This is a genomic window from Bacillus proteolyticus, assembly GCF_001884065.1.
In the GTDB taxonomy this organism is placed as follows: Bacteria; Bacillota; Bacilli; order Bacillales; family Bacillaceae_G; genus Bacillus_A; species Bacillus_A proteolyticus.
Map to the genome: position 1 here is coordinate 29,859 of NZ_MACH01000136.1, position 22,011 is coordinate 51,869.

Genomic DNA, 22,011 nt, shown 5'->3' on the forward strand with positions numbered 1-22,011 from the left:
GATGTTTTTATACAAAATTTACGACGGAAAATTTTACTGTTCCACATAAATCTCATCGTTTTCTACATTCATGTCATCTTGTGTTGTTTTTACAAGATCCACTTTGCGATAACGATTCATACCTGTTCCAGCAGGAACAAGTTTACCGATAATAACGTTCTCTTTCAATCCTAGAAGCTCATCACGTTTACCTTTAATTGCTGCATCAGTTAAGACACGAGTTGTTTCTTGGAATGATGCTGCAGATAAGAATGAATCAGTTTCAAGTGAAGCTTTTGTAATACCAAGTAAAACAGGTCTAGCTGTCGCTGGCTGTTTACCTTTTAGTAACACCTTCGCATTCGCATCAGTAAACTGATGGATATCTAGTAATGTTCCTGGTAATACATCTGTTTCACCCGCATCACTTACACGAACTTTACGTAGCATTTGACGTACCATTACTTCTACGTGTTTGTCACCAATTTCTACCCCTTGCATACGGTATACTTTTTGAACTTCACGTAATAGGTATTCTTGAACTGCCGTAATGTCCGTTACTTTTAGTAATTCTTTCGGATCAATAGAACCTTCTGTTAACTCTTTACCGTGGCTAATTGGCTGTCCTAGAATTACTTTCAGACGAGCACCGTAAGGAATAGCATACGTACGAGCTTCAACCTCACCCTGTACAACTACTTCTTGACGATCTTTAACATCGTTGATCGCTGCGATAACACCGTCGATTTCACTGATAACTGCCTGACCTTTCGGATTACGAGCTTCAAAGATCTCTTGGATACGAGGTAAACCTTGTGTGATATCATCTCCGGCAACCCCACCTGTATGGAACGTACGCATCGTTAACTGTGTACCTGGCTCACCGATAGATTGAGCTGCGATAATACCTACCGCTTCTCCTACTTCTACGTCTGTACCAGTTGCTAAGTTACGACCGTAACACTTCTTACATACACCATGGCGAGTATTACACGTAAACGCTGAACGAATGTTTACAGTTTCAACACCCGAATTTTCAACAATATGAGCGATATCTTCAGTAATCAATTGATTTTCAGCAACTAATACTTCACCTGTTTCAGGATGTTTTACAGTTTTTCTTGCAAAACGTCCAACAAGACGATCATATAATGACTCAATTACTTCATTACCCTCTTTAATCGCACCGATTAGTAAACCGCGATCTGTTCCACAATCATCTTCACGAACAATTACATCTTGTGCAACGTCTACAAGACGACGTGTTAAGTAACCAGAATCGGCAGTCTTAAGTGCTGTATCGGCAAGACCTTTACGAGCACCATGCGTAGAGATGAAGTACTCAAGTACTGTTAAACCTTCACGGAAACTTGATTTGATCGGAAGTTCAATGATACGACCAGATGGATTGGCCATCAGACCACGCATACCAGCAAGCTGAGTAAAGTTAGATGCGTTACCACGGGCACCGGAATCACTCATCATGAAGATTGGGTTGCGTTTATTCAAGGACTTCATCAGTTTTCCTTGGATAACATCTTTTGCATTACTCCAAATAGAGATAACGCGATCGTAACGTTCTTCTTCCGTGATTAAACCGCGACGGAATTGTTTAATTACATTATCTACTTTTGCTTGTGCTTCGTGGAGAATTTCATCTTTTTCACCTAATACAAGAATGTCAGATACCCCAACTGTAATACCAGCTTTTGTAGAGTATTTAAATCCTAAGTTCTTCATACGGTCAAGCATGCGAGACGTCTCTGTAATCTTGAAACGCTTGAATACTTCCGCAATGATGTTACCAAGGATCTTCTTGCTAAATGGCGCCACTTCTTCGCGACTAGCAATAATTTCTTTAATGTTCGCACCTTTTTCAACGAAATATTCCGCTGGTGTTTCTTTTTCAAGGTTTGAATTTGTTGGTTCATTAATATAAGGGAACGACTCTGGTAAGATTTCGTTAAATATTAATTTACCAACTGTTGTTAATAGAAGCATACTCTTTTGCTCTTCAGTAAACGTTACATTATTTACTGAACTTGCAGCAACTGCAACACGTGTGTGCAGATGTACATATCCGTTTTGGTATGCAAGTATTGCTTCGTTTGCATCTTTGAAGACCATACCTTCACCGATTGCACCTTCACGCTCAAGTGTTAAGTAGTAGTTACCTAATACCATATCCTGAGATGGAGTAACAACTGGTTTTCCGTCTTTTGGATTCAAGATGTTTTGTGCTGCTAACATAAGAATACGAGCTTCTGCTTGTGCTTCTGATGATAACGGAACGTGAACCGCCATTTGGTCACCGTCAAAGTCCGCGTTGTATGCAGTACATACAAGTGGGTGAAGACGGATTGCACGACCTTCTACTAGTGTAGGTTCAAACGCCTGGATACCAAGACGGTGAAGTGTTGGTGCGCGGTTTAGAAGTACTGGATGTTCTTTGATCACAGATTCTAAAACGTCCCAAACTTCAGGTTGTACACGCTCGATTTTACGTTTCGCACTCTTAATGTTGTGTGCTAATCCTTTTTCCACTAACTCTTTCATAACAAAAGGTTTGAACAGTTCAAGTGCCATTTCTTTCGGTAATCCACATTGGTACATCTTTAAGTTCGGTCCTACAACGATTACAGAACGACCAGAGTAGTCAACACGTTTACCTAATAAGTTTTGACGGAAACGTCCTTGTTTACCTTTAAGCATGTGAGATAGTGATTTTAATGGACGGTTACCTGGTCCAGTAACTGGACGGCCACGGCGACCATTATCGATTAATGCGTCTACAGCTTCTTGTAACATACGTTTTTCGTTTTGAACGATGATGCTTGGTGCACCTAAGTCCAATAGACGTTTTAAACGGTTGTTACGGTTAATTACACGACGGTATAAGTCGTTTAAATCAGAAGTAGCAAAACGTCCACCATCCAACTGTACCATTGGGCGTAGTTCTGGTGGGATAACTGGAAGAACATCTAGGATCATCCAAGATGGGTGATTTCCAGAGTTACGGAATGCTTCTAATACTTCTAGACGTTTAATAGCACGAGTACGTCGTTGTCCTTGTGCTGTTTTTAATTCTTCTTTTAAGAAGTCTACTTCTTTATCTAAATCGATGTCTTGTAATAGCTTTTTAATTGCTTCTGCACCCATAGCAGCTTGGAATGTGCTGCCATATCGATCACGATATGCACGGTATTCTTTTTCAGAAAGTAATTGCTTCTTATCAAGTGGTGTATCTCCACTTTCTGTTACAACATAAGAAGCGAAATAAATTACTTCTTCAAGCGCGCGAGGGGACATGTCTAAGACAAGTCCCATGCGGCTCGGGATACCTTTGAAATACCAAATATGAGATACAGGAGCAGCTAATTCGATATGACCCATACGTTCACGACGAACTTTTGCACGCGTTACTTCAACGCCACATCGATCACAAACTACACCTTTATAACGTACACGTTTATATTTTCCGCAATGACATTCCCAGTCCTTTTGTGGTCCGAAAATACGCTCACAGAACAAGCCGTCTTTCTCAGGCTTTAACGTACGATAGTTAATCGTTTCTGGTTTCTTAACTTCACCGTATGACCAAGAACGAATCTTGTCAGGTGAAGCAAGTCCAATCTTCATATATTCAAAGTTATTTACATCTATCAAGGGGCCTACCTCCCTTTTAGTCTACAGGTTATCCCAATTATTCCTTAGTTGTCTCAACTTCGACATTCAATTTATCTGCTGATTGATGATCATCGTCATCTTCCGTATCACGCATTTCAATTTCTGTGTCGTCGCTAGACATCATTTTAACGTCCATACCTAAACTTTGCAGTTCTTTAATCAATACTTTGAATGATTCTGGAACGCCTGGTTCTGGAACATTTTCGCCTTTAACAATTGCTTCATACGTCTTAACACGTCCAATAACATCATCAGACTTCACTGTTAAGATTTCTTGAAGAGTATAAGCAGCACCGTAAGCTTCAAGTGCCCAAACCTCCATCTCACCGAAACGCTGTCCACCGAACTGAGCTTTACCTCCAAGAGGTTGCTGCGTTACAAGTGAGTATGGTCCAGTAGAACGAGCATGAAGTTTATCGTCAACCATGTGCGCAAGTTTGATCATATACATGACACCAACAGATACACGGTTATCGAATGGTTCACCAGTACGTCCGTCATACAGGATTGTTTTCGCGTCATTTGCCATACCAGCTTCTTCAATTGTGCCCCATACATCTTCCTCACGAGCACCATCGAATACTGGTGTTGCAATGTGAATACCAAGATATCTTGCTGCCATACCAAGATGAAGCTCTAATACCTGACCGATATTCATACGAGATGGTACCCCTAATGGGTTTAACATGATATCGATTGGCGTACCATCTGGTAAGTAAGGCATATCTTCTTCTGGTAAAATACGAGAGATAACACCTTTGTTACCGTGACGTCCGGCCATCTTGTCACCTTCAGAAATTTTACGTTTTTGAACGATATATGCACGTACAAGTTGATTCACGCCTGGTGGCAATTCATCGCCATCTTCACGGTTGAATACTTTTACGTCTAAGATAATACCGCCACCACCGTGTGGTACACGTAGTGATGTATCACGTACTTCACGTGCTTTTTCACCGAAGATTGCATGTAATAGACGTTCTTCTGCCGTTAATTCTGTTACACCTTTTGGTGTTACTTTACCAACAAGTAGGTCTCCATCTTTTACTTCAGCACCGACGCGAATAATACCGCGCTCGTCAAGGTTACGAAGTGCATCTTCTCCAACATTCGGGATATCACGTGTAATTTCTTCTGGTCCAAGCTTCGTATCACGAGCTTCTGACTCATATTCTTCAATATGAATAGAAGTGTACACATCATCTTTTACAAGGCGCTCACTCATGATGATCGCATCCTCGTAGTTATAACCGTCCCATGTCATGAAGCCAACAAGCACGTTACGTCCAAGTGCTAATTCGCCTAGTTCCATAGAAGGACCATCCGCAAGGATTTCACCTTTTACAACTTCATTTCCAACACTTACGATTGGACGTTGGTTGTAACAAGTTCCTTGGTTAGAACGAATGAATTTCTGCATTTTGTAGCGATCTAAGTCGCCTTTTACTGTTTGACCGTCAACTTCTACATAACGACGTACCCAAATTTCACGTGCTTCTACGCGCTCAACAACACCAGGGTGTTTACAGATTACTGCAGCACCTGAGTCTTTTGCTGATACGTACTCCATACCTGTACCTACAATCGGAGATTCCGGATTCATTAACGGAACCGCCTGACGTTGCATGTTCGCTCCCATAAGTGCGCGGTTAGAGTCATCGTTTTCTAAGAACGGAATACAAGCTGTCGCTGCCGACACTACTTGTTTTGGAGATACATCCATGTAGTCGATGCGCTCTTTATTTGTGACAATGTTTTCACCACGGAAACGAGCTACGATATCTTCATCAAGGAATTCCCCTTCTTCAGATAATTTCATATTCGCTTGGGCTACAACATAATTATCTTCTTCATCTGCTGTTAAATAATCAACATGCCCTGTTACAAGACCAGTTTCTGGGTCAACACGACGGTATGGTGTTTCGATGAAACCAAACTCATTTACTTTCGCGAACGAAGATAATGAGTTAATCAAACCGATGTTTGGTCCCTCTGGTGTTTCAATTGGACACATACGACCATAGTGAGAGTAGTGAACGTCACGTACTTCAAAGCCTGCGCGCTCACGCGTTAAACCACCGGGTCCTAATGCAGATAGTCTTCGTTTGTGAGTTAACTCTGCTAATGGGTTTGTTTGGTCCATGAACTGAGATAACTGAGAACTTCCGAAGAACTCTTTAATAGATGCAATAACAGGACGAATATTGATTAATGCCTGTGGTGTAATTGCATTTGTATCTTGAATCGACATTCTCTCACGAACAACACGTTCCATACGAGAAAGACCGATACGGAATTGGTTTTGTAATAGTTCTCCTACTGAACGCAGACGACGGTTTCCTAAGTGGTCAATATCATCTGTATCCCCTACTTTGTATAGTAAGTTGAAGAAGTAACTAATAGAAGCCAGAATATCACCTGGTGTGATGTGTTTTACATCGCGAGTAATATTTGCATTCCCAATTACGTTGATAGAACGTTCGCCTTCTGATTCTGGAGCATAAATCTTAATAGATTGCAGCTCAACATCGCCTTCTACCACTCCACCCATTGGTTTCGCTGTTTTGAATCCAATGTTCTTCTCTAAGTAAGGTAAAATGCGATCCAGTGTACGACGATCTAAGATTGTTCCTTCTGCCGCTAAAATTTCACCAGTTTCTGGATCCACTAATGTTTCAGCTAAACGTTGGTTAAACAATCTGTTTTTAATGTGTAGCTTTTTGTTGATCTTATAGCGACCTACATTTGCTAAATCGTAGCGCTTTGGATCAAAGAAACGAGACACAAGTAAGCTCTTTGCATTTTCTACTGTTGGTGGTTCACCAGGACGTAGACGCTCATAAATTTCAAGCAATGCTTTTTCTGTGCTATCTGTATTGTCTTTTTCTAACGTATTGCTTAAGTATTCGTTATCACCTAAAAGCTCGGTGATTTCTTGATCAGAGCCAAACCCTAATGCGCGTAACAAAACAGTTACAGGAAGTTTACGCGTACGGTCAATACGCACATATACAACATCCTTAGCATCTGTTTCATACTCTAACCAAGCTCCGCGGTTTGGAATTACAGTAGCAGTAAAACCACGTTTTCCGTTTTTATCCACTTTGCCACTATAGTATACGCTTGGAGAGCGAACTAACTGGGAAACGATAACACGTTCTGCACCGTTAATTACGAATGTTCCAGTCTCTGTCATGAGTGGGAAATCTCCCATGAACACATCTTGTTCTTTTACTTCACCAGTTTCCTTGTTGATTAGACGCACTTTTACACGAAGTGGTGCTGCATACGTCACATCACGCTCTTTGCATTCGTCTACAGAGTATTTAGGTTCACCTAAGCTGTAGTCGATAAATTCAAGCGATAGATTTCCCGTAAAGTCTTCGATCGGAGAAATGTCTTGGAACATTTCTCGCAAACCCTCATCAAGAAACCACTGATAAGAAGAGGTTTGAATTTCGATAAGATTTGGTAACTCTAATACTTCACTAATACGGGCATAACTTCTTCGTTGGCGGTGGCGTCCGTATTGAACTAGTTGACCTGTCAACTGCTTCACCCCTCAAATCATGAGTATTATAAATGCACAAAAAAATTTGTGCAAAATCACAAATAAATACAACTACTGCTATTAGCGTAGTTTTTTCTCTTAAAGATAGATACGTTGAGTCTTTCTACCTGCTCAAAAAAGAAAAATGGCTTCTTTAAGAAAACCATCATTCTGTTTCATAATCTGCTGATTTTACTATCTTTTCCAAGAGAAACAAAAATATACATCTTTCTCAACGCAGAAAATCATATATTGGCATTGTATAATGTTAACATAGCCAAAAATAACCGTCAACGCTTTTTTGATTTTATGATATAATATCCTTTTTTCTTTTCTACAACTTCAACTTCAGAAAATACTTCTTCTAGTTTCTTCAGCGCAGATGGTGCACCTTGTTTCTTTTGAATAACAATCCACAATTCTCCACCTGAAACCAAATACTCCACAGCCTTTTCTAAAATCTCGTGCACGACATCTTTACCAGCACGAATTGGAGGGTTAGATAGAATAGCAGCATACTTGCCATCTACATTTTCATAGACGCTACTTTGAAAAATACGTATATTCTCGATTCTGTTATTAGCGGCGTTTTCTTTCGCAAGCCCAAGCGCCCTTTCGTTCACATCCACCATGTGAACGTCGCGACCTTGAAACTCTTTCGCTAACGACAAACCAATAGGACCGTATCCGCAACCTACGTCTAATATATCACCTTTAATATCCGGCATTTGAAACGCTTCAATTAAAAGACGAGAACCAAAGTCCACTTCGTTTTTCGAGAACACCCCGTGGTCAGATAAAAAAGTAAATCGAGATTCACGAAGTGTAAATTCCCATCGTTTACGATCACTTTTACTAGAAGGGTCGTTAGAAAAATAATGGTCTGCCATATGGCCACCTCTTTTCTTTACAGTTAAAAAAAAAGCTCGCATGAGAGCGAGCTTTTTTTAAAGCATCAAAAGTTAATTACTTAACTTCTACAGCAGCGCCAACTTCTTCAAGTTTAGCTTTCATTTCTTCAGCTTCCTCTTTAGAAACGCCTTCTTTGATTGCTTTTGGAGTGTTGTCAACTAATTCTTTAGCTTCTTTTAAGCCAAGACCAGTGATTTCACGTACAGCTTTGATAACTTTGATTTTTTGAGCGCCAGCACTTGCAAGTACTACGTCAAATTCAGTTTTCTCAGCAGCAGCTTCACCAGCGCCACCAGCTACAGCTACAGGAGCAGCAGCAGTTACGCCGAATTCTTCCTCGATAGCTTTTACTAAGTCGTTAAGTTCTAATACAGTCATAGATTTAACTGCTTCAATGATTTGTTCTTTAGTCATTGTAAATATCCTCCCTTAAATAGGTTTGTATTGTTTTATAGATAACAAGTAATTATCTTTTAAAAAATTAAGCGCCTTGCTCTTCCTTTTGCTCTGCAACTGCTTTAGTAGCAAGTGCAAGGTTACGGATTGGAGCTTGAAGAACGCTAAGAAGCATAGAAAGTAAGCCTTCACGTGATGGAAGAGTAGCGATAGCTTTAACCTCATCAAGTGTTACAAGTTTACCTTCGATTACGCCCGCTTTAATTTCTAAAGCTTCATGTTTTGTAGCGAAGTCGTTTAATACTTTCGCAGGAGCAACTACATCCTCGTTACTGAACGCGATTGCGTTTGGTCCTGTTAAGAATTCGTTTAACTCAGCCATTTCAGCAGACTCTGCAGCACGACGAGTTAAAGAGTTTTTGTAAACTTTGAACTCAACGCCAGCCTCACGTAAGTTTTTACGTAATTCTGTTACTTCAGAAACTGTTAAACCACGGTAGTCAACAACGATTGTAGATTTACTCTCACGAAGTTTTTCAGCGATTTCAGTTACAACTTGTTGTTTAGTTTCGATTACTTTGCTCATGTTATTACACCTCCTGTAGATTATATAGAAGATGTACCGAAAGTGCACTAAAAACCTCCATGCCCAACTTGTAGACATGGAGGCATATAGTCACAGAAAAAAGATTCCGCTTCGTATATTAACACCTAGGTAGGAAATTAAGTCGAATGACACCTACTGTCTACGGTACACTATTTAAATTCACAACATAAATAATTATATTAAAACTTCTTTATGAAGTCAACTTCCAATTTTTACGCAAGTGTAGAAACGTCTACGCGTACGCCAGGTCCCATTGTAGAAGCAACAGTTGCATTCTTCATGTAAGTACCTTTTGCAGCAGCTGGCTTAGCTTTTTGTAGCGTGTCAGCAATTGTTTTGAAGTTTTCTACTAGTTTAGCATCTTCGAAAGATACTTTACCGATTGGAACGTGGATGTTACCAGCTTTATCAACGCGGTATTCAACTTTACCAGCTTTGATTTCGTTAACAGCTTTAGTTACATCGAAAGTAACTGTTCCAGTTTTAGGGTTTGGCATTAAACCTTTAGGTCCTAATACGCGACCAAGTTTACCAACTTCACCCATCATGTCAGGAGTTGCTACTACTACATCGAAATCGAACCAACCTTGTTGGATTTTACCGATGTAATCAGCATCGCCTACGAATTCAGCGCCAGCAGCTTCAGCTTCTTTTGCTTTTTCGCCTTTAGCGAATACTAATACACGTTGTACTTTACCAGTACCGTGTGGAAGAACAACTGCGCCACGAATTTGTTGGTCAGCTTTCTTAGGGTCAACGCCTAAACGGAATGCAGCTTCTACAGTTGCATCAAATTTAGCTGTGTTTGTTTTCTTTACTAATTCTACTGCTTCTGTTGCAGAGTAAGCAGCTGCACGATCAACAAGCTTCGCAGCTTCTACGTACTTTTTACCTCTTTTAGCCATTTTTATTTCCTCCTCGAATGTGGTTTTAGCGGAATAACCTCCCACGTTTACGCCTTTTTTTCAGGGTTAACCTGAGGATGCGCGCCATCCTTTTATTTAAAAAACGATAATCATTTACGATAATAAAGGTTGCGAATTGGAATTCCAGACCCGCAACCTTTTTTTAAAAACAAATCGAATTAGTCTTCGATAACGATGCCCATACTGCGTGCAGTACCTTCAACCATACGCATTGCAGCTTCTACGCTAGCAGCGTTTAGGTCAGGCATTTTAGTTTCAGCGATTTCGCGTACTTTATCACGCTTAACAGTTGCCACTTTATTACGGTTTGGTTCACCAGAACCAGACTCAATACCAGCTACTTTCTTAAGAAGAACAGCAGCAGGAGGAGTTTTAGTAATGAAAGTGAATGAACGGTCCTCAAATACCGTAATTTCAACAGGGATGATAAGACCAGCTTGATCCGCTGTACGAGCGTTAAACTCTTTACAGAAGCCCATGATGTTAACACCTGCTTGTCCTAATGCTGGACCAACTGGTGGAGCTGGGTTAGCTTTACCTGCAGGAATTTGAAGCTTTACCATTTTAATTACCTTTTTAGCCACGAGACACACCTCCTTAAGTCCGTGATGTGGTCAATTGGACAGTGATTTGCCCTCCCACGTCATATTTTATCTGTAACGATAAAATCTTTCAAAAAACGTCTCCGATAACGAAGACGTACTGACTTAAAAGATATTATCACTTTTTACAATTCATTTCAAGTTTCATTTTATAATTTTTCAATTTGATGGAAGTCAAGTTCAACTGGAGTCTCGCGACCAAACATGTCTACAAGCACACTAACTTTCTTCTTCTCCACATCAATTTCTTCAATAGCACCTGTATAATCTGCGAATGGACCCTCATTTACACGTACTGTCTCATGAAGTTCAAAGTCGAAATCAACCACTTCGTTGTCCATTCCCATATGTTTCATAATGGTAACAACTTCCTCTTCTAATAGAGGAGATGGTTTAGATCCAGAACCCGAAGAACCAACAAAACCTGTTACACCTGGTGTATTACGAACAACATACCAAGAGTCATCAGTCATGATTAGTTCCACTAACACGTAACCTGGGAACACTTTTCTTTTCATTAATTTTTCTTTACCATTTCTCATTTCTACTTCTACTTCTTCCGGGACAACAACACGGAAAATTTTATCTTGCATACCCATTGATTCTACACGTTTCTCTAGGTTTGCTTTTACTTTATTTTCATATCCAGAATAAGTATGGACAACATACCAACTTTTTTCCATTCATTTAGGACGAGCGTCCTTCCCTCCCTGACGTACATTTTTTTGCGCAAATGAAAAAACCCGTTCACCGGGCTTTTACACAGTTCTTATAAATAACATTATATCATGGATAAGTGCTTCTTATTCAAGAATTAACCAAGAATTAACCGAATTAAAGAAGAAATGCCCATATCAACTACTGCGAAGAAAATCGCAAAGAACACAACTGTAGCGATAACAGTCGCTGTTGAGCGGAGTAATTCATCTTTTTTAGGCCAACTTACTTTTTTCATTTCGCGACCTACATCGCCGAAAAAGTTCGTTAAACGCATCTACGGGACCTCCAGTTTATTATTTCAATTATTTATTTTGTTTCCTTGTGAACTGTATGCTTATTGCATGTTTTACAAAACTTCTTTATCTCAAGTCGCTCTACTGAGCTCGTATCTTTCATCGTAGAGTAGTTTCGATTTTTACACTCTTCACATGAGAGTACAACTTTTTTCCTCATTAGTTACACCAGCCTTGTAACGTTATGTCCCTAAAAATGTATCATACAACAAAAGACAATGTCAATGTCATGACTCTCACTCTCTTTACAAAAAGAAAACAGGTGAATTAATTTACACCTGCGGTATTTTCTATGAATTTAAATTTGTACTCTCTCTCATTTCCATATATCGTTCCAACTTCCTTTTCACACGCTGCAATGCATTATCAATGGATTTCACATGTCTGTTTAACTGTTCTGAAATTTCTTGATAGGAACGGCCATCTAAGTATAAAGAGAGTACTTTTCTTTCTAAATCGCTTAATAATTCAGATATTTTTGATTCTATGTCGGTATATTCTTCCTGACTTATAATCATTTCTTCAGGATCAGTTACTTTCGCTTCCGAAATAACATCTAACAGTGTTCGATCAGATTCCTCATCGTAAATCGGCTTATCTAAAGACACATACGAATTTAATGGAATATGTTTTTGCCTTGTTGCTGTTTTAATAGCGGTAATAATTTGTCGTGTGATACACAGTTCAGCAAATGCTTTGAACGAAGATAGCTTGTCCTCTTTATAATCACGAATAGCTTTAAACAATCCAATCATACCTTCTTGAACAATATCTTCTCGATCGGCACCCACTAAGAAATACGATCTTGATTTCGCGCGAACAAAGTTCTTATATTTGTGTATTAAATATTCTAGAGCGTCAGTATTACCTTTTCGAACTAACTCAACGATTGCCTCATCCTCTAAATCACGAAATGTAACGTCGCCTACACTTACGAAGCCTGCTTCCACCTTGATCCCTCCGACCGCTATTTATTTAGCAATATTATACAGTAAAAAGATAAAGAGCGTCAATGCTTCAACGCTCTCCTCTTCTTAATTTTTCTAACTTTTCTGTAATATCCTTACTAAATATCTTTCGCATGGCTGGTTGATTTTCTTTCGTGTCTTTCGTGCGTCTTCTTACTTGTTGCTCCATCGCTTGTACTTCTAACTCTAATTCACGCGCAGATTTCCGAAGGGCACCTTGCGCAAATATAACCCATTGTTCCGTATAATCAGAAGTCGCAACATATATTTGTGTATTAATATTTCTAAGCTCGATTGCAAGTTTCTCTATCTTTTCGTCCGCAGTTTGATTCTTACGCGTGAATATTACTTCCACCCGCGATTGTTTCATCTTTTTTTCAATTCCATGGACTGTATAGGCATCAAAGACTATCATTACTTTCGTTCCTGTATAACCTTGATAATCCGCCATCTTATCAATAAGCGCGTCTCTTGATGATTGCAAATCTACATCCCGTAGTTCCTTCAAGTCTCCCCAAGCCCCGATAATGTTGTAACCGTCAACGATTAAAATATCGTTCATTTTTTATTTACCAATTTCGTGACGTTTACGATATACCTCATACATTAACAAACTTGCGGCTACTGAAGCATTTAAGGATGTAACTTTACCAACCATTGGTAAAGTAATTAGGAAATCACATTTTTCACCAATAATACGACTCATACCTTTTCCTTCACTACCGATTACTAATCCGATTGGCATTTTACCATCTAAATTACGGTAATCTGTTTTCCCTTTGGCATCTGTACCAGCAATCCAAAGTCCACGTTCTTTTAATTCATCAATTGTACGAGATAAATTTGTTACACGCGCAACAGGAATATATTCAATTGCCCCAGTCGACGCTTTCGCAACTGACGCTGTAAGTCCTACTGCTCTTCTTTTCGGAATAATAATTCCATGAGCTCCCGTCGCATCAGCTGTACGCATAATAGAGCCTAGATTATGCGGATCTTCAATTTCATCTAAAATTAAGAAGAACGGATCTTCATTACGTTTTTCTGCTAGTTTAAATAAATCTTCTAGCTCAGCATATTGATATGCAGCTACTTGAGCAATTACACCTTGATGATTCCCCTCAACTAATTGATCTAATTTCTTCTTCGGTGCATGTTGCAAAATAACTTTATTTTCTTTCGCTAATGCCAGTACAATCTGTACTTGCCCTTTGGCAGCACCTTCTGCGATCCAAATTTTATTAATATCTCTCCCTGATCGTAACGCTTCAATTACAGGGTTACGTCCGATAATATATTCACTACTCATGATGATGTGCTCCCTTCCTTTTCTTCTAAAACAGCAATTGCCTTATATACAATTTCGTCTAATCTTTCACGATTATTTAATAAGTGATGATAACCGATTAGAGCTTCCAAAGCTGTACTATATCGGTATGTTTGTACATCCGTATTCTTCGGAACAGTACCCGAATTCGCATTGCGCCCTCTTCTTAGTACTGCCTCTTCTTCCTCTGTCAAAAATGCCGTCTCTAATAAATGATAAACAACTTTCGCCTGTGCTTTTGCCGAAACAAAGCTCGTCCCTAAGCGATGTAATTGATTAGGGCGAACTGTTCCTTTTTGAAGAAGGTGATAGCGGATATATTGTTCGTATACCGCATCACCCATATATGCTAACGCTAAGCTGTTCAATTGCTTTGCATCAATCATTTTTATCCTCTTTTCCATCTTGTACCTTGAGCGGTATCTTCTAAAATAATATTACGTTCTTTTAAATCATCACGAATTTGATCGGATAATGCGAAATCACGATTTTTACGAGCTTCAATACGCTTTTGGATAAGCGCCTCAATTTCTTCATCAAGTAATTCTTCTTGCGCTAATTCTAATCCTAAAATATCAAATAATGTTTCAAGTTGTTTCACGTATGCTCCAATTACAACTTTAGAAGTATGTTCTTCTAATAAATATTGATTTGCGTGATTTGCTACATTATATAATTCAGTAATCGCATTAGCCGTATTGAAATCATCATCCATTGCTTCTTCAAATGCAGCCTGGAATTTTTCCATTTCAGCTAACCATTTCTCATTATGATCTGTTAAATCTGCACTACTCTCCATACGATGCTTTAAATTACCGTAAGCTGTTTTAATTCTTTCTAGCCCATTATTCGTACTTTGTAATAACTCTTCGCTAAAGTTAATTGGATGACGGTAATGTACTGATAACATAAAGAATCTAATTAACTGCGGATCATATTGCTTAATGATATCGTGAACTAAAATAAAGTTTCCAAGTGACTTAGACATTTTCTCATTATCAATATTAATATATCCATTATGCATCCAGTAACGTGCAAATGTTTTTCCAGTCAACGCCTCAGACTGTGCGATTTCGTTTTCATGATGAGGGAATGCCAAGTCTTGACCACCAGCATGAATATCAATTGTATCCCCCAAATATTTACGCGCCATCGCTGAGCATTCAATATGCCATCCTGGGCGTCCTTTCCCCCATGGGCTTTCCCAGAAGATTTCTCCTTCTTTCGCAGCCTTCCATAAAGCAAAGTCAAGAGGGTCTTGTTTCTTTTCTCCTACTTCAATACGTGCACCGTGACGTAAGTCTGCGATTGGTTGATGCGATAATTTACCGTAATCCTCGAATTCTTTCGTTCTAAAGTACACATCACCTTCTGATTCATATGCATACCCTTTATTCACAAGTTCTTGAATAAATCCGATAATGATATCCATATTTTCCGTTACACGCGGATGAACCGTCGCATGTTTGCAACCTAGCGCTGTTACATCTTCAAAGTACGCTTCAACAAAACGATCAGCAATTGTCGGTACATCTTCACCTAATTCGTTTGCCGCCTTAATTAATTTATCATCCACGTCAGTAAAGTTAGATACATACTGCACTTCATATCCTTTATATTCTAAGTAACGACGTACTGTATCAAATACCATAGGTGGTCTTGCATTCCCAATGTGAATGTAGTTATACACTGTAGGTCCGCACACATACATCTTTACCTTATTTTCTTCTAATGGCATAAACTCTTCTTTTTGACGCGTTAACGTATTATAAATGTGAATAGTCATTTTTATCCTTCCTTTCTACCTTCACTTCAAGTTGCTTTCTCAATTTATCAAGTTCTGCTTCCATAACCTTTAATTTATCAAAAATCGGATCCGGAAGATCAGAATGATTTAATTCTTGACCAATCTTTACTCCATTTTGAATAACGACTCGGCCAGGTATACCTACAACTGTAGAATGCGCAGGAACTTCCTTTAACACGACAGATCCTGCTCCAATTTTAGAATTCTCTCCAACAGTAATAGAGCCTAGTACTTTAGCACCTGTTGCAATTAATACATTATCCTGAATTGTAGGGTGCCTCTTTCCTTTTTCTTTACCTGTACCACCTAATGTGACACCTTGATAAATTGTTACATTTTCGCCAATTTCACACGTTTCGCCAATCACAACCCCCATTCCATGATCAATGAAAAAACGACGACCAATAGTTGCTCCTGGATGAATCTCAATGCCAGTAAAAAAACGACTAACCTGCGAAATCCAACGTGCCATAAAGAAAAAATTCCTTTTATAAAAAGCATGTGCAATTCGATGGGCCCAAACTGCATGTAATCCAGAGTAAGTTAAAATGACTTCGAAATAACTTCGTGCCGCTGGATCCTGTTCAAAAACGACTTCAATATCTTCCCGAAGCCTCTTAAACATCGATGTTCCCTCCCCTTTATGGGCTGCTTTTTTCGAGTGAACTAAATCCCCTAAATCCCCACTTACTCCTAAATCTTTATACAAGGGGATAAAACTTATACTCACACCCATTTACATGGTATAAAAAAAAGACGCCTCTGTCATATAGACAGAGACGCCTTATAAGCGCGGTTCCACTCTGTTTAGGCTAAAGAAGCCTCAAACTCATCCATGATAACGGTTTAAACCGCTTCTGTTTACTTTGCGCCCTAAGACGTTCCGCGAAATGCTTCGCTGTTCAACAGAAGACTCGAAGGGGCATTTCAAAAATCCGCTTATAAACCACTTCCAGCCTAAGGGTGGTTCTCTCTGTAAAAAGCCTGATTTTCTACTTCTCCTTCTCGTCGCTTTTCCTTATTAGATTTTAGGTATACTTATTATATTGCTAAACCTAGAAAATGTTAACCAATTACTTTTTGAATACGATTTAAAACTTTTTCTTTTCCAAGAAGAGCAATCGCATTAGGAAGTTCTGGACCATGTGTTTGTCCAGTAGTAGCAACACGGATTGGCATAAATAAGTTTTTACCTTTATGTCCTGTTTCCTTTTGAACTGCTTTAATAGCCGCCTTAACTGCTGCTGGCTCCATTGCTTCTAGAGCTTCTAATTGATTGGCAAATGTACGAAGTACTTCAGGTACTTGTTCACCTTTCAATACTTCTTGTCCTTCTTCTTCATGATCAACATGATCTTTAAAGAACATTTCAGAAAGCTCTACAATTTCAGCTCCAAAACTCATTTGGTCATGATATAAAGCAATTACATCACGAACCCAAACTTGTTCTTGTTCGCTTAAGTTTTCACCTACGCGGCCCGCTTTCACTAAATGCGGTAAGCTTAGTTCAACAACCGCATCTAAATCTTGCTTTTTCATATATTGGTTGTTCATCCATTTTAGTTTTTGAGAATCAAATAATGCAGGTGATTTTGATAAACGAGCTGCATCAAACATTTTGATAAACTCATCTTGAGAGAAAATTTCTTCTTCTCCTACTGGTGACCAACCTAATAGTGCAATAAAGTTAAAGATTGCTTCTGGAAGATACCCAAGCTCTTTATATTGCTCAATAAATTGAATAATAGATTCGTCACGCTTACTTAGCTTTTTACGGCTTTCATTTACAATTAAAGTCATATGACCGAATTGCGGGATATCCCAACCGAAAGCTTCATAAATCATCATTTGTTTTGGCGTGTTTGAAATATGATCATCACCACGAAGTACGTGTGTAATTTCCATTAAGTGATCATCTACTGCTACCGCAAAGTTATAAGTTGGAATTCCATCTTTTTTCACGATAACGAAATCGCCAAAATCATTTGAATGGAATGCAACTTCATCTTTTACGATATCTTTAAACGTGTAATCGCGATCAGTTGGTACACGGAAGCGAATGCTTGGAATGCGGCCTTCAGCCTCAAACTCTTTCATTTGCTCTTCAGTTAAATCACGGTGATTTCCTGCATAACGCGGTGTTTCACCACGAGCGATTTGACCTTCACGCTCTGCTTCTAGCTCTTCTTCTGTCATATAACATTTGTAAGCTAAACCACGCTCTAATAAATCTACATATAATTTTTTATAAAGATCTAAACGCTCTGTTTGACGATATGGTCCGAATTCACCACCAACATCAACACCTTCATCCCAGTCCATACCGAGCCATTTCAAGTATTTTAATTGGCTTTCTTCTCCACCAGCAACATTACGTTTTACATCAGTATCTTCAATACGAATAATAAACTTACCATCTTGATGACGAGCAAATAAATAATTAAATAATGCCGTACGCGCATTTCCGATATGTAAGTGTCCTGTTGGACTTGGCGCATAGCGCACTCTCACTTGCTTTTCCATAATTGGTACACCTTCCAATCTTAATGTCAACACATTCTATAATTGTACACCAAAAAAACGTGATTATCCATCTTACGAATTAAAAACCACTATTTTTTCTGTAATAAAACAACCGCTTGAGAAGCAATCCCTTCTTCTCTACCTGTAAATCCTAATTTTTCTGTTGTTGTTGCCTTTACATTAATATTATCAATAGACGTTTCTAATAGTTCACTAATGCGTTTACGCATACATTCAATATGCGGTGCCATTTTTGGCTTTTGGGCAATAATTGTACAATCTAGGTTCCCTAGCTCATAACCTTGTTCACGCACAAATTCCCAAACCTTTTGTAACAATACAGCTGAATCCGCATCTTTAAAGGCAGGATCTGTATCAGGAAAATGCTTTCCAATATCTCCTGCTGCAATTGCCCCTAGACATGCGTCAGCAATCGTATGTAACAATACATCTGCATCCGAGTGACCGATTAATCCTTTTTCATAAGGAATTGTAATTCCGCCGATAATTAACGGTCTACCTTCCGCAAATTCATGTACATCAAAACCTTGTCCAATTCGAAACATTCTTTACATCCTCCTCAGTCTAAACTACTTTATGAATTCTATATTATATTGCTATCCCTATAAAGAAAAGCTCGGCAACTGCCGAGCTTTTCTTTACTATAATACCATCACTTCTATTTCTTCTGAACATGAAGGAAACTTTCAGCAATTAGTAAATCCTCTGGAGTCGTCACTTTAATATTATAGTAACTCCCCTGTACTACGCCTACTTGCTTCCCGACACGTTCTACGAGACTTGCATCATCTGTACCAAGAAAACAACTTTGCTTTGCACTTCTATGGGCCTCTAATAAAAGAGGAACAGAAAATCCTTGCGGTGTTTGAACCGCTTGAAGCTGAGAACGTTCTACCGTTTCAACAACAACACCCTGTTCTACTTTCTTAATGGTATCCTTCACTGGCACCGCACAAATGGAAGCACCATATTTCTCTGCTGTAGTTAATACATCTTGTATCATTTTATTCGTTACGAACGGGCGCGCACCATCGTGTACGAGAACATACTCGACTCCGCTCACATGCTGAAGCGCATTATATACGCTATCTTGCCTTTCAGCCCCGCCTTGAATAAATTGCACCTGTTTTTCAACTGGGTACTTCTGCATTAACTCCTCAAAATACGGGCGTTCTTCTTCGTTAATTGCCATAATAATACTTTTGCATGCTCTATCTTTTTCAAAAGCACGTAATGTATGCACAATAATCGGCACTTCATTTATAAGTAAGAATAACTTATTTTTGTCAGCACCCATCCGTTTTCCTTGTCCCGCTGCTGGAATAATTAATGTATACATATTAATAATCCTCTACTTATAATGCTTTTTCTAATAATTTACGTTTGGCGAAAATCATACGACCAGCCGATGTTTGCAACACACTCGTAACAAGTACATTAAGTTGCGAGCCGACATATTCTCTACCGTCTTCTACTACAATCATCGTGCCATCATCTAAGTATGCAACACCTTGATTTTGTTCTTTACCGTCTTTCACAACATAAACACTTAATTCTTCACCAGGGAGTACAACTGGTTTAATTGCATTCGCTAAATCATTAATGTTTAACACAGTTACTCCTTGTAATTCAGAAACTTTATTTAAGTTGAAATCATTCGTTACTACAGTTCCACCAGTGACTTTCGCTAACTTTACAAGTTTGCTATCCACTTCTTGGATATCCTCGAAATCGCCTTCATAAATTTCTACCGGAATTGGCATCTCTTTTTGAATACGATTTAAAATGTCTAATCCTCTGCGACCACGATTACGCTTTAAAGCATCGGAAGAATCGGCAATATGCTGGAGCTCTTCTAATACGAATTGTGGAATCACAATTGTTCCTTCTAAAAATTTCGTTTGGCAAATATCAGCAATACGTCCATCAATAATTACACTCGTATCGAGAATTTTCCAATGAGTTGTAGATTTTTCTACCTCTGCCTCTTCGTTCTCGCTATTGTTTTTCTTCTTACCTCCGCGTTGGGGTAATGTAAATAACCCTAGCAATTCATTCCTCTTTTTAAATCCTACTTGGAATCCTAAATACCCAAGTAAAAGAGTAAAGAATACTTGCAACACTGTGCTAATAACTGGAATTGTAAATTCTCGAATTGGTATTAAAATTAAATATGCAACAATAAGACCAGAGATCAACCCTAATGTACCAAATAAAACATCTGCTACAGGCGCCTTTACAAGTGCCTCTTCAATATGCTTAATAAGTTGAACAATATAATCTACAAGCCAAAATGTTGTTAAAAATAAAATAATTGCGCCAATAATTGCACGAACATACGATCCCTCCAATAAAGGAACAGCACCGATGTCTAATACATTAATAACTTTTGGGATTAAGTAAATCCCTAACGCTCCCCCGATCACTAAAAAGAAGAGCTGTACGATCCGTTTTAACATCCAACCACCTCCTACTCATTATTAACCATTGTTTTGCTAATCAAAACGCCGAATGCAAAAGCGGACGTGTTTTTTTGTAAATAGTTTTATTTACCAATATACCATATCATATACCAAAAATGTTCTAGTGTCGTTATATTATGGAATCAATGTAATATTCTTAATTGTGTCTACTCATATAGAGATGCTCTTGAATTCTTTTTAGGCCCTCTCGTATTTTCTTCGCCCTAACTTCCCCAATTCCTTCCACATCATCCAATTCATTAATAGTTGCACGACAAACACCTTGCAATGTTTTAAATCGATTAATTAAATTTTCAATGATAAGTGGTGGAACACGAGAAATTTTGCTTGTGATTCGGTATCCCCTCGGTGTCACACTTTCTTCTAAGCTCATTTGCCCTGGATAGCCAAGCAATTTAACTAAATCGCTATCCTCTAAAAGCTGTGTATTTGCAAGATCTTGTAACTTTTTCAAAATTTGATGGTGATCCTGCGTTTTTTCTTGATAATAATCCTTAATTAATAACGCTGCCTCTGCTTCTAAGTCGGCCAGTAATTCTGTAAGTTGTAAACGAATTAACCTTCCTTCCGTTCCTAACTCATGAATGTAGCTCAATATTTCATTTTTAATACGCAGTACCATTTCAACACTATGTAAAACGTGAACTACTTCGGACATTGTAACGACCTCTTCAAATTCTAGAATGCCCAAATTCGTTATCCCATCATTCCATACAGCTTTATATTTTTCTAACGTTTGAATAGCTTGGTTTGCTTTTGTTAAAATTACACCTATATCTTTTAGTGTATAACGTAAATTCCCTTGATATAGTGTAATTACGTTACGTCTTTGTGAAATAGCAACAACAAGGCTAGCCGTCTGCTTCGCTACACGCTCTGCCGTTCGGTGACGCATACCTGTTTCAATAGAATCAATGGATGGATCTGGAACTAATTGTGCATTTGCAATTAAAATTTTGCTCCCAGTTTCATTTAAAATAAGTGCTCCATCCATTTTTGCTAATTCATATAAACTAGCCGGTGAGAATGCACAATTAATGTGAAATCCTCCATCAACAATACTTTTAATCTGCTCATTATACCCAAGAACAATTAGCCCTCCAGTTTGCGCACGAAGTACGTTATCTATCCCTTCGCGTAGTGGTGTTCCCGGGGCAACAAGCTGTAGAATGTTAATCATACTTTTAACACGTTGCTTGTTTTCCTCCAT

21 protein-coding genes and 2 other annotated features are annotated in these 22,011 nt (G+C 38.7%); all 21 genes read right to left on the reverse strand.

Annotated elements, in window-relative coordinates:
* Positions 1 to 33: 33 nt before the first annotated feature.
* Positions 34 to 3,645, reverse strand: coding sequence for a DNA-directed RNA polymerase subunit beta' (rpoC, locus tag BAQ49_RS24130; RefSeq protein WP_000567946.1), 3,612 nt, complete (start codon positions 3,643 to 3,645; stop codon positions 34 to 36).
* A 37-nt stretch (positions 3,646 to 3,682) separates the two neighbouring features.
* On the reverse strand, positions 3,683 to 7,216 hold the full coding sequence (gene rpoB / locus BAQ49_RS24135) for a DNA-directed RNA polymerase subunit beta (RefSeq protein WP_071747341.1): 3,534 nt from the start codon (positions 7,214 to 7,216) through the stop codon (positions 3,683 to 3,685).
* Between the two features lie 290 nt (positions 7,217 to 7,506).
* Complete coding sequence (locus BAQ49_RS24140; protein WP_071747342.1) at positions 7,507 to 8,106, reverse strand: class I SAM-dependent methyltransferase; 600 nt, start codon at positions 8,104 to 8,106, stop codon at positions 7,507 to 7,509.
* Between the two features lie 76 nt (positions 8,107 to 8,182).
* Positions 8,183 to 8,542 carry a 50S ribosomal protein L7/L12 gene (gene rplL, locus BAQ49_RS24145; protein ID WP_000159737.1) on the reverse strand — a complete coding sequence of 120 codons (360 nt, stop codon included), beginning with the start codon at positions 8,540 to 8,542 and terminating at the stop codon, positions 8,183 to 8,185.
* Positions 8,543 to 8,609: 67 nt separating this feature from the next.
* Complete coding sequence (gene rplJ, locus BAQ49_RS24150) at positions 8,610 to 9,110, reverse strand: 50S ribosomal protein L10 (RefSeq protein WP_000048724.1); 501 nt, start codon at positions 9,108 to 9,110, stop codon at positions 8,610 to 8,612.
* Positions 9,111 to 9,149: 39 nt separating this feature from the next.
* Positions 9,150 to 9,294: a sequence feature (ribosomal protein L10 leader region), on the reverse strand.
* Positions 9,295 to 9,343: 49 nt separating this feature from the next.
* Positions 9,344 to 10,036 carry a 50S ribosomal protein L1 gene (gene rplA, locus BAQ49_RS24155; RefSeq protein WP_002074134.1) on the reverse strand — a complete coding sequence of 231 codons (693 nt, stop codon included), beginning with the start codon at positions 10,034 to 10,036 and terminating at the stop codon, positions 9,344 to 9,346.
* Between the two features lie 179 nt (positions 10,037 to 10,215).
* Complete coding sequence (gene rplK, locus BAQ49_RS24160) at positions 10,216 to 10,641, reverse strand: 50S ribosomal protein L11 (protein WP_001085872.1); 426 nt, start codon at positions 10,639 to 10,641, stop codon at positions 10,216 to 10,218.
* Positions 10,642 to 10,808: 167 nt separating this feature from the next.
* Positions 10,809 to 11,342, reverse strand: coding sequence for a transcription termination/antitermination protein NusG (gene nusG / locus BAQ49_RS24165; protein WP_000415796.1), 534 nt, complete (start codon positions 11,340 to 11,342; stop codon positions 10,809 to 10,811).
* A gap of 131 nt (positions 11,343 to 11,473) precedes the next feature.
* The gene (secE, locus tag BAQ49_RS24170) at positions 11,474 to 11,653 is read right to left on the reverse strand and encodes a preprotein translocase subunit SecE (RefSeq protein WP_001241321.1); all 180 of its coding nucleotides are present in this window, start codon (positions 11,651 to 11,653) and stop codon (positions 11,474 to 11,476) included.
* Between the two features lie 32 nt (positions 11,654 to 11,685).
* Entirely contained in the window at positions 11,686 to 11,832 is a 147-nt protein-coding gene (rpmG, locus tag BAQ49_RS24175) for a 50S ribosomal protein L33 (protein WP_012260172.1), read from the reverse strand.
* 130 nt (positions 11,833 to 11,962) lie between these two features.
* Positions 11,963 to 12,622 carry an RNA polymerase factor sigma-70 gene (locus BAQ49_RS24180; RefSeq protein WP_000387197.1) on the reverse strand — a complete coding sequence of 220 codons (660 nt, stop codon included), beginning with the start codon at positions 12,620 to 12,622 and terminating at the stop codon, positions 11,963 to 11,965.
* Between the two features lie 67 nt (positions 12,623 to 12,689).
* Positions 12,690 to 13,202 (reverse strand): NYN domain-containing protein, encoded by a 513-nt coding sequence (locus BAQ49_RS24185; RefSeq protein ID WP_071747343.1) that lies wholly within the window; start codon positions 13,200 to 13,202, stop codon positions 12,690 to 12,692.
* Positions 13,203 to 13,205: 3 nt separating this feature from the next.
* Entirely contained in the window at positions 13,206 to 13,949 is a 744-nt protein-coding gene (gene rlmB, locus BAQ49_RS24190) for a 23S rRNA (guanosine(2251)-2'-O)-methyltransferase RlmB (RefSeq protein ID WP_071747344.1), read from the reverse strand.
* Positions 13,946 to 14,353, reverse strand: coding sequence for a Mini-ribonuclease 3 (locus BAQ49_RS24195; RefSeq protein WP_000564269.1), 408 nt, complete (start codon positions 14,351 to 14,353; stop codon positions 13,946 to 13,948). Before BAQ49_RS24195 ends, rlmB begins: the two co-directional genes overlap by 4 nt.
* A 2-nt stretch (positions 14,354 to 14,355) precedes the next feature.
* A complete protein-coding gene (gene cysS, locus BAQ49_RS24200; RefSeq protein WP_071747345.1) occupies positions 14,356 to 15,753 on the reverse strand; it encodes a cysteine--tRNA ligase in 1,398 nt (465 codons plus the stop codon).
* Positions 15,734 to 16,399 carry a serine O-acetyltransferase gene (gene cysE / locus BAQ49_RS24205; RefSeq protein ID WP_002113299.1) on the reverse strand — a complete coding sequence of 222 codons (666 nt, stop codon included), beginning with the start codon at positions 16,397 to 16,399 and terminating at the stop codon, positions 15,734 to 15,736. The genes cysS and cysE overlap by 20 nt, the downstream gene beginning before the upstream one ends.
* Before the next feature lie 147 nt (positions 16,400 to 16,546).
* Positions 16,547 to 16,792: a binding site (T-box leader), on the reverse strand.
* A 47-nt stretch (positions 16,793 to 16,839) separates the two neighbouring features.
* Entirely contained in the window at positions 16,840 to 18,297 is a 1,458-nt protein-coding gene (gene gltX, locus BAQ49_RS24210) for a glutamate--tRNA ligase (protein WP_071747346.1), read from the reverse strand.
* Between the two features lie 89 nt (positions 18,298 to 18,386).
* Positions 18,387 to 18,863: a 2-C-methyl-D-erythritol 2,4-cyclodiphosphate synthase gene (gene ispF / locus BAQ49_RS24215; RefSeq protein ID WP_071747347.1), complete on the reverse strand. Its 477-nt coding sequence runs from the start codon at positions 18,861 to 18,863 to the stop codon at positions 18,387 to 18,389.
* A gap of 113 nt (positions 18,864 to 18,976) precedes the next feature.
* Entirely contained in the window at positions 18,977 to 19,657 is a 681-nt protein-coding gene (ispD, locus tag BAQ49_RS24220; protein WP_071747348.1) for a 2-C-methyl-D-erythritol 4-phosphate cytidylyltransferase, read from the reverse strand.
* Between the two features lie 16 nt (positions 19,658 to 19,673).
* Entirely contained in the window at positions 19,674 to 20,777 is a 1,104-nt protein-coding gene (locus tag BAQ49_RS24225; protein ID WP_071747349.1) for a PIN/TRAM domain-containing protein, read from the reverse strand.
* Positions 20,778 to 20,937: 160 nt separating this feature from the next.
* On the reverse strand, positions 20,938 to 22,011 hold the full coding sequence (gene disA / locus BAQ49_RS24230) for a DNA integrity scanning diadenylate cyclase DisA (protein WP_071747350.1): 1,074 nt from the start codon (positions 22,009 to 22,011) through the stop codon (positions 20,938 to 20,940).

What these genes read in the sequence shown, in the direction of transcription:
- BAQ49_RS24140 (WP_071747342.1), bottom strand. Translation starts at nt 8,106, where the DNA reads ATGGCAGACCATTATTTTTCTAACGACCCTTCTAGTAAAAGTGATCGT.
- rplL (WP_000159737.1), bottom strand. Translation starts at nt 8,542, where the DNA reads ATGACTAAAGAACAAATCATTGAAGCAGTTAAATCTATGACTGTATTA.
- rplJ (WP_000048724.1), bottom strand. Translation starts at nt 9,110, where the DNA reads ATGAGCAAAGTAATCGAAACTAAACAACAAGTTGTAACTGAAATCGCT.
- rplA (WP_002074134.1), bottom strand. Translation starts at nt 10,036, where the DNA reads ATGGCTAAAAGAGGTAAAAAGTACGTAGAAGCTGCGAAGCTTGTTGAT.
- nusG (WP_000415796.1), bottom strand. Translation starts at nt 11,342, where the DNA reads ATGGAAAAAAGTTGGTATGTTGTCCATACTTATTCTGGATATGAAAAT.
- secE (WP_001241321.1), bottom strand. Translation starts at nt 11,653, where the DNA reads ATGCGTTTAACGAACTTTTTCGGCGATGTAGGTCGCGAAATGAAAAAA.
- rpmG (WP_012260172.1), bottom strand. Translation starts at nt 11,832, where the DNA reads ATGAGGAAAAAAGTTGTACTCTCATGTGAAGAGTGTAAAAATCGAAAC.
- BAQ49_RS24185 (WP_071747343.1), bottom strand. Translation starts at nt 13,202, where the DNA reads ATGAACGATATTTTAATCGTTGACGGTTACAACATTATCGGGGCTTGG.
- rlmB (WP_071747344.1), bottom strand. Translation starts at nt 13,949, where the DNA reads ATGAGTAGTGAATATATTATCGGACGTAACCCTGTAATTGAAGCGTTA.
- BAQ49_RS24195 (WP_000564269.1), bottom strand. Translation starts at nt 14,353, where the DNA reads ATGATTGATGCAAAGCAATTGAACAGCTTAGCGTTAGCATATATGGGT.
- cysS (WP_071747345.1), bottom strand. Translation starts at nt 15,753, where the DNA reads ATGACTATTCACATTTATAATACGTTAACGCGTCAAAAAGAAGAGTTT.
- cysE (WP_002113299.1), bottom strand. Translation starts at nt 16,399, where the DNA reads ATGTTTAAGAGGCTTCGGGAAGATATTGAAGTCGTTTTTGAACAGGAT.
- gltX (WP_071747346.1), bottom strand. Translation starts at nt 18,297, where the DNA reads ATGGAAAAGCAAGTGAGAGTGCGCTATGCGCCAAGTCCAACAGGACAC.
- ispF (WP_071747347.1), bottom strand. Translation starts at nt 18,863, where the DNA reads ATGTTTCGAATTGGACAAGGTTTTGATGTACATGAATTTGCGGAAGGT.
- ispD (WP_071747348.1), bottom strand. Translation starts at nt 19,657, where the DNA reads ATGTATACATTAATTATTCCAGCAGCGGGACAAGGAAAACGGATGGGT.
- BAQ49_RS24225 (WP_071747349.1), bottom strand. Translation starts at nt 20,777, where the DNA reads ATGTTAAAACGGATCGTACAGCTCTTCTTTTTAGTGATCGGGGGAGCG.
- disA (WP_071747350.1), bottom strand. Translation starts at nt 22,011, where the DNA reads ATGGAGGAAAACAAGCAACGTGTTAAAAGTATGATTAACATTCTACAG.